This is a genomic window from Leifsonia shinshuensis (genome assembly GCF_013410375.1).
Classification (GTDB): Bacteria; Actinomycetota; Actinomycetes; order Actinomycetales; family Microbacteriaceae; genus Leifsonia; species Leifsonia shinshuensis.
Genome location: NZ_JACCFL010000001.1, coordinates 1982159 through 1997087, shown reverse-complemented (window position 1 = coordinate 1997087; position 14929 = coordinate 1982159). Strand labels below are relative to the sequence as shown.

The window sequence follows — 14929 nt, the reverse complement described above, 5'->3', positions numbered from 1 at the left end:
TCAGCTCAGGAGTTCCAGGAGTGCGGGCTCCGGCGCGCGCCCGCGGCGGACGTCGATGACCTCCCCGGCGCGGTAGCGGTCGAACACCCGCGGATCGATGTAGCTGTTGCGCGCGATCGTCGGGGTGTTGCCGAGGGCGTCCGCGGCTTCGGCGACCGCGGCCGTCACCCGCTTCGCGCGCTGGGCCTCCTTGTCGGCGACCCCGAGCCCGGCGAGCGCCTCCGCCGCGACGATCGTGCCGTGCAGGGTCCGGAAGTCCTTCGCCGTGAACTCGCCGCCGGTCTGCCGCTGGATGTACTCGTTCAGCGACGCCGGGCGGATCGTGTGCCAGGTGCCGTCCTTCCACGACAGCAGCCGGGACCGCTGGCCTCGCACGGCCACGATCTCCGCGAGCAGGGCGGCCAGGTCGGCGTCCTCGATCGTGCTGGCCCACTTCTGCGCCGACTTCGCCGGGAAGGTCAGGGTGACCTCGTCGCCGTCGATCGCGACATGGCGGCAGAGCAGCGTGGTGAGGCCGCGGCTGCCGTTGGCGTGCAGGTACTCCTCGCTGCCGATCCGGAGGCTGCCGAGGTCGATGATGCGGAACGCCGCCGCCAGGATGCGGTCGCGCCCGAAGCCCTCCTGCCGCAGGTCCATCGTGACCTTGCGGCGAGCGCCGGGCAGCGTCTCGGCGAGCTGGGCGGCGCGCTCGAACTTGATCCGGTCCTGCCGCAGCCGCCAGGACTCGTGGTAGAGGTACTGCCGCCGGCCGGCGGCGTCCGTCCCGACCGCCTGGATGTGGCCGCGGGCGTCCGGCGAGATCCAGACGTCCTTCCACGCGGGCGGGATGACGAGCGAGCGGATGCGCTCCAGCTCGCGCTCGTCCACGATGCGGTTGCCCGCCTCGTCCTCGTACACGGGACCCTTCGCGGAGCTGCGGCGGGCATAGCCCGGCCCGGAGGGGTCGCTGCGGCGCAGGCGCGTCACGCGGGCTTCTTGGCCTTCGCCGCGGGCTTCGCTGGAGTCTTCGTCGCGGTCTTCTTGGCCGGAGCCTTCTTCTCCTTCGCCGCCGGCTTCTTCTCTGCGGCGTCCTTCGCGGCGCCTCCCCTGCTCCGCTCGACGCTGCGCTGCAGCGCCTCCATCAGGTCGATGACCTCGCCGCCGCCCTTCTTGGCCTCCTCCTGCTCCTCGCCGAAGGTGGCGGCGGTGTCGATGCTCTCGCCCTGCTCCAGCTTGGCGTCGATCAGCTTGCGCAGCTCGTCCTGGTACTCGTCGCTGAACTTCTCCGGCTCGAAGTCCCCCGCGAAGCTCTCCATCAGGGCGGAGGACAGCGAGAGCTCCCGCTCGGTGATCCGCGGCGTCGTCTCCAGGGAGGGGAACTCGGCGGCGCGGATCTCGTCGTGCCACAGCATCGTCTGCAGCACCAGGACGTTGCCGCGCACGCGGAGCGCGCCCAGCCGGGTCTTCTGCCGCAGCGCGAAGTTGACGATCGCGGTGCGGTCCTCGTCCTCCAGGGTCTTCCGCAGCAGCGCGTAGGCCTTCAGCGACTTGGAGTCCGGCTCCAGGTAGTAGCTGCGGTCGAACATGATCGGGTCGAGCTGGTCGTTCGGTACGAACTCCACGACGTCGATCTCGCGGCTGCGCTCGGCGGGCAGCGACTCCAGGTCCTCCGGCGTCAGGATCACCGTCCGCTCGCCGTCGTCGTACGCCTTGGCGATGTGCTCGTACGGGATCGTCTTGCCGTCGATCTCGCAGACGCGCTTGTACCGGATGCGCCCGCCGTCGGCGTCGTGCACCTGGTGCAGCGCCACGTCGTGGTCCTCGGTCGCGCTGTAGACCTTCACCGGCACATTGACCAGCCCGAAGGTGATGGCTCCCGTCCATATGGCCCTCATGGGTCCATCGTGTCCGCGCCGCCCCGCAATTTCAACACACACCATCCGCCGAGTACGCGAATTATCTGCGGATTCGGCGGTTTCCGCCTGATTTTCTGCGTACTCGCGGGTCTACTCGGCGGGGTTGGGGGCGGCGTACGGTGTGGTCATGGTTGCGGAGGACACCGAGACGGTCTCGATCGACGGCCACCGGCTCAAGCTGACGAACCTCGACAAGGTCATGTACCCGGAGACCGGCACCACCAAGGCCGACGTCATCGGCTACTACAACGCGATCGCCGACGTGATGATCCCGCACACCCGCGACCGCATCGCCACACGCAAGCGCTGGGTGCACGGCGTCGGCACGCCCGAGCACCCCGGCGAGGTGTTCTTCCAGAAGAACCTCGACCCGGCCTCGACTCCGGGCTGGGTGAAGACGCGCACCGTCCGGCACAAGACCAGCGAGAACACCTATCCCCTGGTGAACGACCGGGCGACGCTCGTCTGGCTCGCGCAGATCGCCTCGCTGGAACTGCACGTGCCGCAGTGGCGCGTCGGGCGCGGCGACGCGCGGCACAACCCGGACCGGATGGTGCTCGACCTCGACCCGGGCGAGGGCGCGACGCTGCAGGACTGCGCCGAGGTCGCCCGGCTGGCCCGCGCCATCCTCGCCGATATGGGCCTCGACCCGCTGCCGGTCACGAGCGGGTCGAAGGGCATCCACCTGTACGCGCCGCTCGACGGCTCGCAGACCAGCGACCAGGTCTCGGCGGTGGCGCACGAGCTGGCGCGGGCGCTGGAGGCCGACCACCCCGACCTCGTCGTCAGCGACATGAAGAAGGCGCTCCGCACCGGCAAGGTGCTGGTCGACTGGAGCCAGAACAACGGGGCCAAGACGACGATCGCGCCGTACTCGCTGCGCGGACGGTTCCGGCCGACCGTCGCGGCGCCGCGGACCTGGCGGGAGCTGGCGTCGAAAGATCTGCGGCAGCTGGAGTACCCGGAGGTGCTGGAGCGGGTGAAGCGCCGGGGCGACCCGTTGGCGGACCTGTCGGCGGGGCGGGCGGAGGCCGACGGCATCAGCGCGGCGGAGACCGACCGGCTCACCACCTACCGCTCCAAGCGCGACGCCGACAAGACGCCCGAGCCGGTGCCGTCGGTCAGCCCGGACGCCGTCGACGGACGCTCGTTCGTCATCCAGGAGCACCACGCCCGTCGGCTGCACTGGGACTTCCGGCTGCAGCACGACGGCGTGCTGGTGAGCTGGGCGCTGCCGAAGGGACCGCCGACCGACCCGAAGCAGAACCACCTCGCCGTGCACGTGGAGGACCACCCGCTGGAGTACGGCACGTTCGCCGGCGACATCCCGCACGGCGAGTACGGCGCAGGGCACGTCGACATCTGGGACCACGGCGAGTACGAGCTGGAGAAGTGGCGGGACGACGAGGTGATCGCCACCCTGCACGGGCAGCCCGACGGCGGCCTCGGCGGCGAGCCGCGGAAGTTCGCCCTCATCGCCACGAAGCAGGGCGGCGACGAGAAGAACTGGCTGATCCACCTGATGAAGGACGCGGGAGCGGCGACGACGACACCGAAGAAGAAGGCCACGGCGAAGCCCGAGAGTGCGGCGAAGCCCGAGCACACGGCGGAGTCGAAGCCCATCACCGACGCCCCCATCTCCCCCATGCTCGCCACCCTCGGCTCGCGCGCGGACATCCACGACGAGTCCGAGTGGGCGTTCGAGATGAAGTGGGACGGCATCCGCGCCATCGCCGTCGTCCGGGACGGCGCCATGCGCCTCACCACCCGCAACGGCAACGACGTCACCGGCACCTATCCCGACCTCGCCGGGCTGGTGGAGCTCGCGGACGGCCACGACCTGGTCCTCGACGGCGAGATCGTCACGCTGACCCCGCAGGGCCGCCCCGACTTCGGCCTGCTGCAGACCCGGATGGGACTGACCCGTCCCGCGGAGGTGCGCGCGGCGGCCGAGCGCGCGCCCGCCCACTACTTCGTCTTCGACCTGCTGGAGCTCGACGGGACGGACCTCCGGAAGAAGACCTACGACGAGCGCCGCGCCGCCCTGCAGGACACGCTGCGTCCGCCGAAGGACGACCCGGTGCAGGTTCCGCCGGCCTTCGCCGGGGACGTCGACCACGCCATCTCCTCGTCCCGCGAGCTGGGCCTGGAGGGCGTGATGGCCAAGCAGCGCGACGGCACGTACGCGACCGGCCGGCGCTCCCGCACCTGGATCAAGATCAAGCACCACCTGACGCAGGAGGTCGTCATCGGCGGCTGGACCCCCGGCAACGGCCGCCGGGCGAACGGCATCGGCGCGCTGCTGCTGGGCATCCCGGACGGCGACGGGCTCCGCTACGTCGGCAAGGTGGGCACCGGCTTCACCGACGCGATGCTGGACGACCTGGCGAAGAAGCTGGCCGCGCACCCGCGCACGACTCCCCCGCTGACGGGTGTCCCGTCGCTCGACGCGCGCGGCGCGCACTGGGTGCGGCCGGAGTACGTCGGGGAGGTCGAGTTCGCCGAGTGGACCGGCACCGACCGGCTGCGCCAGCCGTCCTGGCGCGGGCTCCGGCCGGACAAGCGCGTGGATCAGGTGGTCAAGGAGAGCTGACCGGCGCGTACACGGCGAGCGCCGCGGGCAGGATGCGCAGCTCCAACCCGTCGCCGGGCGTCGTGGTGGAGGCCTCGCCGTCGTGGGCGTAGCCCGGGTCCACGTCGCGTCGGCGGAGGGAGATCCGCTCCGCGGTGAAGCCGTCGATCACCGGCGGCCCCTGCAGGAAGGGGAGCCGCGCCACCAGCGCGTCGGTGCGGCCGCCGAACGCGAGCGCGATCGCGCCGCGGGTCTTCGGCTTCCGGCCGGCGGCGAGGATGCGGATGTCGAGCAGGCCGTCGTCGAGCCGCCGGCGTTCGATCGGGGCGACGGTGACCGGGTAGTAGCGGTCCACCCCGACGAAGACCGACCAGACCGACCGGGAACGGCCGTCGACCTCCAGCTCGATCGGCGTGCTCTTCCGCACCACCCGGATCGCCGCGATCACGGCCGCGAGCGGTTTGCCCCAGCGGCCCTGGTGCCGCTCCCGCTCGGCCACGAAGGCCGGGTAGACGCCGACGGAGGATGTGTTGAGGACGGTGCGTGTCACGCTCTCGCCGTCGCCGCCGGCCGGGAGCCGCAACTCGGCGACGTCCACGCGCCGTCCCGTGCCCGCCGCGAACGCGTCGAGCGCGACCTCCAGGATGTCGGCCCCGATCGCCTTGGCGAAGTGGTTGAACGTGCCGCCGGGGAGCACGAGCAGGGGCAGGCCGGCGAGCCGCGCCTCGTGGGCCATCGCGGCCACCGTGCCGTCACCTCCGGAGACGCCGAGCACCCGCGGCGGCTCGGCCGAGCCGAGTCGCTCCTGCACCAGCGCGGCGATGTCGTCGCCCTCCTGGAGCTCGTGGACGCGGGCCTCGGGGAACCGCTCCGCGAGCAGCCGGCGCGGGTCCGGCCGGTCGAGGCCGGCGCCCGAGCCCGGGTTGACGACGATGAACGCGCCGGCGCCGCGCGGGAGCACGGGCAGCTCGGCGGTCTGCGCCGTGGGGGCTCCGGGGCGCACGACCGGGCGCAGACTCCGGAGCGCCGGACCGACGGCCTTCACCAGCACCGCGGCGCCGGCCCCGATCGCGGCTCCTCCGACGACGTCGGAGAACCAGTGCGCCCCGGTGTGCAGCCGGGAGTAGCCGACGCCGGCGGCGAGCGGCGCCAGGGCGGCGCCCGCGGCCGGCGCGTCGAGCGCGACACCGGTCGCGAAGGCGACGGCGCTCGCGGTGTGGCCGGACGGGAACGACGGGGACGTCGGCGAGCGGTCCAGCCGCCGCGCGACCGGGATGGAGGCCGGCGCGGGCCGTTCGCCGCCGACGAGCCGCTTGCCCACCACGTTGGCGACCAGGCTGGCGACCCCGAGCGAGACCAGGCCGCGGGCCGCCGCGCGCGGCTTGCCGAGCGCGACGAGCACCCCGGCGGCGGCGAACCAGAGCTTGCCGTGGTCGGCGGCGCCGCTGAGCAGGCGCCAGAACCGGTCGGCGGCCGGTCCGGTCGTGCGGCGATCGATGCTGCGGGCCACCGCCTCGTCCGTGCGGACGACGCGGGCGGGCAGGCTGAGCCGGGGCCCCCGGCGGCGGTCAGCGGACATGGCCTCCAACGTACCCGCTCAGCGCCGGGCCGGAAGCGTGTGCGACCGCCCGCGGGCGGGCGGTAGGATCGTCGTCGTGACCACGCACATCATCGCTGAGCCCCGCACCGAGATCGAGAACGACGACGAGCGCAGCGGTCTCGTCCGCAGCCTGAGCGGCACGCTGCCGCCGATGCTCGGCAACCTGCTCGCCACCCTCGTCGTGCTGGTCACCCTCGTCCTCGGCATCATCAGCCTGGTCGCGACCTGGACCGGCAACGCCGGGTCGTTCCTCCCGCTCTTCCAGATGACAGTCGCCGGCACCATCGTGTCGCTCAACGCTCTCTACGCGCGGCGCACCTTCAGCTACGTCATCACCCTGATCGGCGCGGTGCTCTGGCTCTGGGTGTCGGTCACGCCGTTCCTGCCGTTCTGGCAGGTCGTGCTGCAGGCCGTGACGGTGACCATCATGGCCTTCGGCGTCGTCTTCTCGCTCGCGGCGGTGTCGCTCAGCAAGAAGCCCCGCTTCTGAGCGCCGGGCAGGCCCCCGGCACCAAGGAGCCCGACGATACGAGCGAGCCGGGCGCCGCTGAGCCGCGTCTCGCCCATGCCAGGCACTTCGTCGACCTCAGCCCGCTGAGGGAGTCGCCGGCGTTCGCCCGGCTCTGGTTCGGCGGCGCGGTGTCCGGCATCGGCGGTCAGATGACCGTCGTGGCCGTCGGCCTCCACATCTACGACCTCACGCACTCGACGCTGGCGGTGTCGCTGGTGGCCCTGTTCGCGCTGGTCCCGATGATCGTGTTCGGGCTGTACGGCGGCGTCCTCGCCGACGCGTTCGACCGGCGCACGGTCGCGCTGGTGACGGCGGTCGTCGCGTGGGCCTCCACCGCCGGGATCGCCGTCTTCGCCTGGATGCACGTGCAGGTGGTGTGGCCGCTCTACGTGCTCACGACGATCAACGCGGTCGCCACGGTCATGATCGGCGCCACCCGGCAGGCGATCACGCCGCGGCTCCTCCCCGCCCGGCTGCTGCCGGCGGCGAGCGCGCTCGGCGGGATCAGCATGGGCGTCATGGTCACCGTCGGGCCGGCGCTGGCCGGCCTCCTGGTCGCGAGCGTCGGCATCCCGTGGACGTACACGGTCGACGTCATCCTGTTCACCGCCGCGTTCCTCGGGATCTTCACGCTGCCGTCGATCGTGCCGGAGGGCGAGCGGCAGAGCGCGGGCCTGTCGTCGGTGCTGGAGGGGCTGCGCTTCCTGAAGACCGCCCCGAACCTGTCGATGACGTTCGTCCTCGACATCATCGCCATGACCTTCGGCCAGCCGCGGGCCCTGTTCCCCGCCGTCGGCGCGCTGCTGATCGGCGGCGGCCCGGTGACGGTCGGCATCCTGACGGCGGCCGGAGCGGTCGGTGTGCTGGTGTCGAGCGTCTTCTCCGGCCGGCTCGGCGGCGTCCGCAGGCAGGGCCGCGCGGTGGAGCGGGCGATCGTCGTGTACGGCGCCGCCATCCTCGGCTTCGGCATCGTGCTGGCGATCGTCGCGTTCAGCGGCACAGCGGGCGGCGGAGCATCGTTCGCCGACGCGAACCTGCCCGCGCTGGTCGCGGCGACGGTGCTGCTTGCGGCGTCGGGCGCGGCCGACAACGTGAGCTCGATCTTCCGCATGACGATCCTGCAGGCGTCGGCGCCGGATGTGATGCGCGGGAGGCTCCAGGGCGTGTTCACGGTGGTCGTCACCGGAGGTCCCCGGCTCGGCGACCTGTACATCGGCGTGCTCGCGCTCACCGGAGCGCTCTGGTTCCCTCCGCTGCTCGGCGGCCTCCTGATCGTGGTGCTGGTGTCCACGATCGTGCGCGTCCGCCGCGGCTTCCGCGACTACGACGCCCTCGCCCCCACCCCCTGATCCGCGGCTCCGAGGTCAGCGGGTGCGGATGCGGCGGGCGAGCCGCGGGTAGTCGATGACGAGGCCGTCCTCGTCCACGCCGAGGTCCGCCGTGAAGCCGCTGCCGACGCTGCGGAAACGCACCACCGAGCGGCCCGCCCCCGGGTCGAACGGCTCGGCCGCGCTGTACGCCTGCCTGCTCGCGACCACGGCGAGCGACGGGAGGTCGACCCAGGCCATGGTGAGCTCGGTCTCCTCGAGACCCTGCAGGGCACCCAGCCGGAGGATCGGCATCGTGTTCGTCACCGGGCAGAGCGCCAGGTCGCAGTCGAGCGCGCCGTCGAGGCTGCCCGGATCCGCGATCCCGGGAGCCGCCATCGGCTCGTCGTGGTAGCGGTCGTCGCCGTGCGTGTACGACTCGGCGGCCCAGCGGCCGTGGGCGTCGCGGGTGAGGACCAGCCAGCGGGTGAAACCGCGCCCATCGACCGCGATCGACAGCCGCGAGGTCACCCAGTCCGGGCCGGTCTCCAGCGCCCAGCTCGTGACGTAGTCCGTCGTGCGCGACGTGCCCAACGCGTCCAGCCGGTCGGGCGCGAAGGTGACGACCGCCGCCTCCAGCCGCTCCGGGTCCTCGTCGCCGACCCACTCCACGTGCCGCACCGCTCCGCGCATCGCGTCCGCCTCCGTCGCTGTCCCGCGGTCCCCGGCGGGGCCGCCCGAGCAGCACGATACGCCCCGGAGCGGCCCGCGGTCAGGCGGCGATCGGCCGCCCCGGGAGCGGCTCGGGCGCCGGCGGCCCGACATAGCGGGACGACGGCCGCAGGATCTTGCCGTCCGCCGCCTGCTCCAGGATGTGCGCCGTCCAGCCGACGACGCGCGCGGCCGCGAACGTCGGGGTGAACAGCTCGCGCGGGATGCCGCACAGCTCCATGACGATGCCGGCGTAGAACTCGACGTTCGTGTGCAGCTCGCGGCCCGGCTTCAGCTCGGCCAGGAGCTGCTGGACGCGCTCCTCCACCCGGACCGCGAAGTCCACCCGTTCGCCGCCGAAGCCCTCTGCGACCTCCTTCAACAGCGCAGATCGCGGGTCCTCGGTGCGGTAGACCGCGTGCCCGAAGCCCATCACCCGGCCGCCGGAGCGGACGGTCTCGGTGATCCACGCGTCGATCCTCTCGGGCGTCCCGATCGCGTCGAGGGTGTCCAGCGCCCTGCTCGGCGCGCCGCCGTGGAGCGGGCCGGACAGGGCGCCGAGCGCGCCGTCCACCGCCGCACCGACGTCCGCTCCGGTGGACGCGATGACCCGGGCGGTGAAGGTGGAGGCGTTGAAGCCGTGGTCGATCGCGGCCGTCAGGTAGGCGCTGAGCGCGTGCTCGTGCGCGGCGTCGGGCGTGCGCCCGGTGATCAGGCGCAGGTAGTCGGCGACGTGGCCGAGGTCGTCGCGTGGCTCGAGCGGCGTGCGCCCCTCGGCGTAGGCGTGGAGGGAGGCCAGCAGCACTGGGGTGACCGCGGCGATCCGGATCGCGTCGCGGAGTCTGGCCTCCTCGTCCTCGTCGTAGACCGGCCGCATGCCGTCGGCCGCGGCGACGGCGGCGAGAGCCATCCGCAGCCCGGCCAGAGCGTCGCCGCCCGCGGTCAGGCGGGCGATGGCCGGCAGCAGCTCCGCAACCGGCTCCGGGAGCCGGCGGGCCTCCGCGATGCGCGTGCGGAAGGCGGCCAGCTCGCCGGCGGCCGGCAGCTCGCCGAACAGCAGCAGGTACCAGGCCTCCTCGAAGCTGCGCTCGCGCGCCAGATCGATCGCCGAGTACTGGCGGTAGTGGTAGAACCCCTCGTGCCCGCGCACGTCGCCGAGCGCGGTGGTGGCGGCGACCACGTTGGTCAGCCCGCGCGGGACGTCGATGAGGGTGTCGTTCATGCGGTCCATGCCAGTAGTGTGAACGTGGATTATGCGTACGTCAACGTTGATCGGATCAATATGAGCGACCTTCCGCGCCTCACCGCCGAGCAGACCGCCGAGCGCCTCGGCGTCAAGCTCGAGACGCTGTACGCGTACGTCGCGCGCGGTCTGCTGGACCGCGAGCGCACCGCAGGCGGCTCCACGTTCGACCCCTTGGAGGTGGAGGCCTTCGCCTCCGCGCGCCGCCGCAGGGCCTCCCCCGCGCCGGTGCGCTCCGAGGGACGGCCGCTGATGGTGATCGAGACCGACTTCGCACTCATCGATGACGGCCAGCTGTACTACCGCGGCCGCCCGGCCGCGGAGCTGGCCGGGGAGCCGTTCGAGGTCGTGGCGCGCTGGGCGCTCACCGGCCGCTGGGAGCCGTCGGCGCGCTTCGCCGCGGGTCCGGGCCTGGAGGACGCCCGCCGGGTCGCGGAGGCGCTGCCGGCCGGCGCGGGCGACCGTGACCGGCAGCTGGTCGCGGTGACCGCGCTGGCGGCGGCCGATCCGCTGCGCACCTCGCTGGACCCGGAGGCCGTGGCCGGCGCGGCCGAACGGCTCATCGCGGGGATGGTCGCGGTGCTGCCGGAGCGGTCGCCGGCCACCGCAGCGGGCGACGGCGCCGAGGTCCGCTCGGACACCACCGCCGCCCTCGCCGCCGAGCTCTGGGCGCGCCTGTCGCCGCAGCCCGCCACCGCCGAAGCCCTCCGGACGCTGAACGCCGCCCTCGTGCTGCTGCTCGACCACGACCTCGCGGTGTCCACGCTCGCCGCCCGGGCCGCGGCGTCCGCGCGCGCGACGCCCTACGCGGTGGTCGTCGCCGGGCTGGGCGCGCTGGACTCCCCCCTGCACGGCAACGCCAGCCGAGCCGCGCACCGGATGCTCGCCCGGATCGCCGCGGGCGAGGAGCCCGCCCGGGTCGTCTCCGACGCCGTCGTAGACGGGCGCGGGCCGGTCCCCGGCTTCGGGCAGCCGCTCTACCCGGCGGGCGACCCGCGCGGGCGCGTCCTGCTCGGGATGCTCGCCGACATCCCCGGCGCCGCGCCCGTGGTGGCGGCCGTCGACGCCCTCGCCGCGCTGCTGCGGGAGCGCACCGGCGCCGCGCCGAACGTGGACCTGGCCCTCGCCGCGCTCTCCCTCGCCGGCGGCATGGCCGACGACGCGGGCGAGGTGGTCTTCGCCACCGCGCGCACCGCCGGCTGGGTGGTGCACGCCCTCGCCGAGTACCGCGAGCCTCCGCTCCGCCTCCGCCCGGTCGGCCGCTACAGCCCGAGGGCGTAGCGGCCGGCCACGGGTCGCGTCAGCGGCGCAGCGCCTTGCGGGCCAGGGTGTTGCCGAGGAACTGGGCGAGCTGGACCAGGACCACGATGGTGAGCACCGCCACCCAGGTCACCACCCAGTTGTAGCGCTGGTAGCCGTACGAGATCGCGAAGTCGCCGAGGCCTCCGCCGCCGAGGCTGCCCGCCACGGCCGACAGGTCCACGATCCCCACGAAAATGAACGTGTAGCCGAGGATCAGCGGGCCGAGCGCCTCCGGGATGAGCAGGGTGGAGATGATCCGCCACGGGCTCGACCCCATCGCGCGCGCCGCCTCGATCACGCCGGGGTCGATGGTGACGAGGTTCTGCTCCACGATGCGGGAGATCGCGAATGTCGCCGCGATCGTCATCGGGAAGATCGCCGCCGGCGTGCCCAGGAACGTCCCGAGCACCGCCTGCGTCAGCGGCGCGACCGCCGTCATGAAGATGATGAACGGGATCGGCCGGACGAAGTTGACCAGTACGTTCAGCACCGCGGACAGCACCCGGTTCTCCAGCAGCCCGCCGGGGCGGGTCGTGTACAGCAGCACGCCGAGCGCCAGCCCGAGCACGCCGCCGAGGACGAGCGTCGCGACGACCATCCAGAGGGTCTGCCCGATGGAGGTCAGGTACACCGGCCAGAGCGTCGACCAGTCGGTCATGCGGCCACCTCCTCGACCTCGGTGACCGTCCGGAGCTCGGCGATCAGCGCGTCGACGGCCTCCGGCTCGCCGAGCAGCTCGAGCGTGAGGCTGCCGAACGACCGGCCCTGCAGGGCCGAGATGCCGCCGTAGACGATCTCGAACCGCACCCCGTGCCGGCCGACGGCGTCGGACAGCACCGCGCCGAGCCGGCCGTCGTCGTGGATGCGCGCCGACACGATGCGGCCGGAGTGCTTGCCGCGCAGGCGTTCGAGGTCGGCCTCCCCCGGCTGGTTGCGCAGGACGGTCCCGACGAAGCGCTGCGAGGTCGGGGTCTGCGGCTCCGAGAACACGTCGAAGACGGTCCCGAGCTCGATGATCCGGCCGGCGTCGAGCACGGCGACGCGGTCGGCGATGGAGCGCACGACCTCCATCTCGTGCGTGATGACCACGATCGTGACGCCCAGCTCCGCGTTGACGCGCTTGAGCAGCGCGAGCACATCGGCGGTCGTCTCCGGGTCCAAGGCGCTGGTCGCCTCGTCGGCGAGCAGGATGGCCGGGTTGGTCGCGAGCGCCCGGGCGATCCCGACGCGCTGCTTCTGACCGCCGGAGAGCTGGTCGGGGTACGCCCACGCCTTCTCGGTCAGGCCGACGAAGGCGAGCAGCTCGGTGACCCGCGCCGTGCGCTTGTCCTTCGGCCAGCCCGCCACCTTCAGCGGGTAGGCGATGTTCGCGAACACGGTCCGGGAGCGGAACAGGTTGAACTGCTGGAAGATCATCCCGATCCCGGCGCGCACGCTGCGCAGCTCGCGCTCGCGCAGCGTGGTGAGGTCGCGGCCGTCGACGATCACGGACCCGGAGGTGGCGTGCTCCAGCGCGTTGATCAGCCGCAGCAGCGTGCTCTTGCCCGCGCCGGAGTAGCCGATGATCCCGAAGATCTCCCCGCGCTCGATGGTCAGGTCGATGTCCGCCACGGCGGCGACCGCGGCGTCACCGGAGCGGAAGCTCTTGGTGACGCCGCGGAACTCGATGAGGGAGCTCACGTGCCTACTTCGCCGCCTCGATGGTCTTCTCCAGCCGGTTCAGGATCGCGATGAGGTCGGCCTGCGGCTTCTGCACGATCACGGCGGTGTTCTTGGAGTCGGCCAGCACCGCGTCCTGCACGGCCTTGGTGTGGTAGAGCTCGGCGACCTTGAGGTAGGTCGCGTTGTCCTTGTCCTTGGCGCGGGCGACGAAGGCGTTGATGTAGGGCTCGGCCGTGGAGCTCTTCGGGTCGTCCTGGAAGAGCGCGGACTTCGGGTCGAGGCCGGCCGTCAGGGCGAAGTTGTTGTTGACGACGGCGGCTGCGGCCGAGTCGAGCGCCGGCGCGGTCTGCGCGGCGTCCACCGGGATGACGCGCACCTTCGACTCGGACGCGACGATGTCTGCGGGGGTCGCGAGGGTGTTGCCGCCGTCCTTCAGCTTCAGCAGGCCGGCCTTCTGCAGCACGAGCAGTGCGCGGGCCTGGTTGGTCGGGTCGTTCGGGATCGCGATCTGCGCGCCCTGCGGGATGGCGTCGACCGAGGTGTACTTCTTCGAGTAGAGCGGGAGCGGGACCACCAGGGTGGACGCGATCGGCACGAGGTCCTGCTTCGACTGCACGTTGTAGTTCGCCAGGAACTGCAGGTGCTGGAACAGGTTCAGGTCGAGCTGGCCGTCGGCGAGCGCCGGGTTGGCCTGCGTGTAGTCGCGGAAGCCGACGACCTGGATGTCGATGCCCTGCTTCGCGGCCTCCTTCTCGAGGATGGGCCAATAGGGAGCCGCCTGCTCGGTCGTCCCGATCTTCACGGTGACGGTCTTGCCCGCGGCGCCGGCCGAGCCGCTGCTGTTGGCGTTCACGGCCGCGAACACGCCGCCGGCGACGGCGACGACCGCGACGACGGCGATGCCGACGATCCAGGGGGTCTTCGAGCGCTTCGGCTTCTCGGGGAGCGCGGGGACGGGCGGGGTGGCGTCGGACATGGCTGTGCCTCTCTTGTGAAGGGGTGGGATGTGCCGGCGGACGGTTGGCGGCACATCGAGCCTTCCAAGAGACGCGCATCCGGGCAAAACAGGTTCCGGAATGTGACGGCGCGACGCGGCGCAGGCTCAGGATCCGAGGTGCGAACACTCTGGCTCGAGCCGCTCCGAGCGGCCAGGATCGGGAGTGCGCCGCTCGCGATCGGGGGACGCGCGTGCGCCGGATGCCGTGGGGGCTCTCCGGCGCACGCGCGCGTCGCGGGGCTACGCGTTCTGCGGCTGCGCGGTCGACTGCAGGATGCGGACCATGTTGCCCGACGGGTCGCGGAAGGCGCAGTCGCGGGGGCCCCAGGGCTGGTCCTTCGGCTCCTGGAGGACCTCGGCGCCGGTCGCTCGCACGCGCTCGAACACGCCGTCGAGGTCGTCCTCGGTGCGGAAGACGACGTTGGTGAGCACGCCCTTGGCGACGAGCTCCTGGATGGCGTCGCCGTCGGACTGGGAGCGGCCCGCGTACGGGTCGGACAGCACGATCTCGGTGCCCTCCCGGCCTGCGACACCGAGGGTGATCCAGTGGTGGCCGCCCGACTCGACGTCGTTGAGGACGTCCAGGCCCAGCGCGTCACGGTAGAAGGCGAGGGACTCCTCGGGGTTCGTGACGGTGATGTGCGAGTACTGCAGCGAAATGGTCATGACGCCACTCTAGGAACGCGCCAGCGGTCCGCGCTTCTCCATTTCTGCTCAGCCCGGGAGCGGCTTGGACCGCACCGGCCGGGTGCGCTGCTTCGCGATGCAGTTCGGCATCGCCAGCACAGCGCGGTGCTCGCGGGCCCGGTAGCTGGTGGGCGACTCCCCGACCACCTCCGCGAACTTGGAGCTGAACGAGCCGAGCGACGTACAGCCGACGGCCATGCAGGCCTCGGTGACGCTCATCCCCTCCCGCAGCAGTGCCATCGCGCGCTCGATCCGCCGGGTCATCAGGTAGCTGTACGGCGTCTCGCCGTAGACGGCGCGGAACCGGCGCGCGAAGTGCGACGGCGACATGAAGGCCGACGCCGCCATCGTCGGGACGTCGAGCGGCTCGGCGTACTCGCGGTCGATCTTGTCGCGCGCTCGTCGCAGGATGACGAGCTCCTGCAGTTCCTCCGGGGACACG

The 14929-nt window shown here is 72.5% G+C and carries 14 protein-coding genes; 4 read left to right on the top strand and 10 right to left on the bottom strand.

Translation table 11 applies throughout. The features are described 5' to 3' along the window. Complete coding sequence (locus HNR13_RS09745) at positions 1-966, bottom strand: DNA topoisomerase IB (RefSeq protein WP_179605571.1); 966 nt, start codon at positions 964-966, stop codon at positions 1-3. Further along, entirely contained in the window at positions 963-1874 is a 912-nt protein-coding gene (gene ku / locus HNR13_RS09740) for a non-homologous end joining protein Ku (RefSeq protein WP_179605570.1), read from the bottom strand. The genes HNR13_RS09745 and ku overlap by 4 nt, the downstream gene beginning before the upstream one ends. Before the next feature lie 148 nt (positions 1875-2022). On the opposite strand from ku, the gene HNR13_RS09735 reads away from it, so the two are divergent. Next, on the top strand, positions 2023-4488 hold the full coding sequence (locus tag HNR13_RS09735; protein WP_179605569.1) for an ATP-dependent DNA ligase: 2466 nt from the start codon (positions 2023-2025) through the stop codon (positions 4486-4488). Here the strand turns inward: HNR13_RS09735 and HNR13_RS09730 are convergent. Further along, on the bottom strand, positions 4475-6046 hold the full coding sequence (locus HNR13_RS09730; protein ID WP_179605568.1) for a bifunctional phosphatase PAP2/diacylglycerol kinase family protein: 1572 nt from the start codon (positions 6044-6046) through the stop codon (positions 4475-4477). The two genes, HNR13_RS09735 and HNR13_RS09730, sit on opposite strands and share 14 nt — an antisense overlap. A 76-nt stretch (positions 6047-6122) precedes the next feature. Between HNR13_RS09730 and HNR13_RS09725 the strand changes: the two genes are divergently transcribed. Next, a complete protein-coding gene (locus HNR13_RS09725; RefSeq protein ID WP_179605567.1) occupies positions 6123-6557 on the top strand; it encodes a hypothetical protein in 435 nt (144 codons plus the stop codon). A gap of 104 nt (positions 6558-6661) precedes the next feature. Further along, the gene (locus HNR13_RS09720; RefSeq protein ID WP_179609322.1) at positions 6662-7927 is read left to right on the top strand and encodes an MFS transporter; all 1266 of its coding nucleotides are present in this window, start codon (positions 6662-6664) and stop codon (positions 7925-7927) included. 15 nt (positions 7928-7942) lie between these two features. Here HNR13_RS09720 and HNR13_RS09715 read toward each other — a convergent pair whose 3' ends face one another. Both HNR13_RS09715 and HNR13_RS09710 read right to left on the bottom strand, forming a co-directional pair. After that, positions 7943-8578: a putative glycolipid-binding domain-containing protein gene (locus HNR13_RS09715; RefSeq protein ID WP_218881207.1), complete on the bottom strand. Its 636-nt coding sequence runs from the start codon at positions 8576-8578 to the stop codon at positions 7943-7945. Positions 8579-8657: 79 nt separating this feature from the next. Further along, positions 8658-9827, bottom strand: coding sequence for a citrate synthase (locus HNR13_RS09710; RefSeq protein ID WP_179605566.1), 1170 nt, complete (start codon positions 9825-9827; stop codon positions 8658-8660). Between the two features lie 51 nt (positions 9828-9878). Here HNR13_RS09710 and HNR13_RS09705 point away from each other — a divergent pair, with 51 nt between their 5' ends. Next, a complete protein-coding gene (locus tag HNR13_RS09705; protein WP_179605565.1) occupies positions 9879-11120 on the top strand; it encodes a citrate/2-methylcitrate synthase in 1242 nt (413 codons plus the stop codon). Positions 11121-11139: 19 nt separating this feature from the next. Here HNR13_RS09705 and HNR13_RS09700 read toward each other — a convergent pair whose 3' ends face one another. From HNR13_RS09700 to HNR13_RS09680, 5 genes are all read right to left on the bottom strand, one after another. Further along, positions 11140-11799, bottom strand: a complete 660-nt coding sequence (locus HNR13_RS09700; protein WP_179605564.1) for a methionine ABC transporter permease — start codon at positions 11797-11799, stop codon at positions 11140-11142. Beyond that, positions 11796-12821, bottom strand: coding sequence for an ATP-binding cassette domain-containing protein (locus HNR13_RS09695; protein WP_179605563.1), 1026 nt, complete (start codon positions 12819-12821; stop codon positions 11796-11798). Before HNR13_RS09695 ends, HNR13_RS09700 begins: the two co-directional genes overlap by 4 nt. 4 nt (positions 12822-12825) lie before the next feature. Next, positions 12826-13779, bottom strand: coding sequence for a MetQ/NlpA family ABC transporter substrate-binding protein (locus HNR13_RS09690; RefSeq protein ID WP_179605562.1), 954 nt, complete (start codon positions 13777-13779; stop codon positions 12826-12828). Positions 13780-14040: 261 nt separating this feature from the next. Beyond that, positions 14041-14466 (bottom strand): VOC family protein, encoded by a 426-nt coding sequence (locus HNR13_RS09685; RefSeq protein WP_179605561.1) that lies wholly within the window; start codon positions 14464-14466, stop codon positions 14041-14043. Positions 14467-14514: 48 nt separating this feature from the next. Continuing rightward, positions 14515-14928, bottom strand: coding sequence for a helix-turn-helix domain-containing protein (locus HNR13_RS09680; protein ID WP_179605560.1), 414 nt, complete (start codon positions 14926-14928; stop codon positions 14515-14517). Position 14929 lies beyond the last annotated feature (1 nt).